We start from the raw sequence: 1,053 nt of genomic DNA, 5'->3' as shown, positions 1-1,053 counted from the left end.
CCCAGTTGGAGGGGCCGCATTCAAAACGCTTGCCGCCATCGGGCCACGCCTGGTCAAGCGTGCGCAGAAAGGGGATGGGCAGCCAGTGGCCTTCCCACACCTCCACGGCCCGGCGGGCTTCAACGCTGTAGTCTTCGTCGCAGGGCTGACCTGTCAGTTGGTCGATAAAGCCGCTTTCCGTCTCTGCAAGGCAGCGCAGATAGTGGGTATAACGCCCGTCCGCATCGCCCTGGTTCTTTTTTTCTTCCCTGAAATAGCGGCGCAGCCTGCGTATGGATTCCTCCTGCAGGGCGAAATCCAGAAACTGCGGGCAACCACCGGGAATGATGCTCACCGGGGAAAGATAACGGGGTATGACATTCATGCTTATTTCCTTCTGAAGCGGGCGTCCCATTTATTATTGCCCGCGCCCAGTTCTCTGCCTTTGCACTGGGTTGTGTTTTCACTGCCGGTGCATTCCACCTTTTGAGGAACATATGTCCCGCCGCGGGGGCATCTGGCCTGGTCGGATTCAAAATTCAGCCTGTTGCCCTGAAAACGGGCCTTGGCGGAGCCGCTGCAGACCTGCCCGTTGCGCTCGCGCACAAATCGGCGGCCCTTGCCGTTTTTATCAAAGCAGTATTCCGCCACAATGGGTTCATTGGACGGGTGAGAATACAGACCTGTTTCACTGGTCCAGCAGCCCTCAAGAAAACTCAGGTCGTTCTTTTTGGCCGCATCTTCAGGAATGGTCAGATCCTCATTTTTTTTCTTGGGCTTTTCCGGCTGCTTTGGAGGTTCCTGAGGCTTGGGCTGCTCCTTGGGCTTTTCCGGTTTCGGCTGCGGCGCAGGCTTTGGCTCCGGCGGGGCCGGAGGCGTTTCACCCAGGAAAGGTTCCACCATTTCCGGGTCCGGCAGCGGCTGCGCCGGTTCTTCTTTTTCTACCTGAACGGGCGCGGGCTTCACAGGTTTGCACTGCGCGGCACGTTCCTGAAGCTGGTTCCATAAAAGCGCCAGTTCGTCATCCAGGACCGCAGCGCGCTGCTCTTCGGCCGCAAGGCCGTTGCGATCCAC

The 1,053-nt window shown here is 58.5% G+C and carries 2 protein-coding genes; both read right to left on the bottom strand.

Translation table 11 applies throughout. The annotated features are described in order from the left end of the window. The coding region (locus tag V6C07_RS03160; RefSeq protein ID WP_333534925.1) for a virulence factor SrfB at positions 1-364 on the bottom strand (364 nt) is incomplete at its 3' end. A 2-nt stretch (positions 365-366) separates the two neighbouring features. Then, the coding region (locus V6C07_RS03155) for an SrfA family protein (RefSeq protein WP_333534924.1) at positions 367-1,053 on the bottom strand (687 nt) is incomplete at its 5' end.

Origin of the sequence: Desulfovibrio sp. 1214_IL3152 (assembly GCF_036763055.1) — a bacterium.
Classification (GTDB): domain Bacteria; phylum Desulfobacterota; class Desulfovibrionia; order Desulfovibrionales; family Desulfovibrionaceae; genus Desulfovibrio.
The sequence above is the reverse complement of the archived record's forward strand: the minus strand, read 5'-3'. Positions and strand labels throughout refer to the sequence as shown.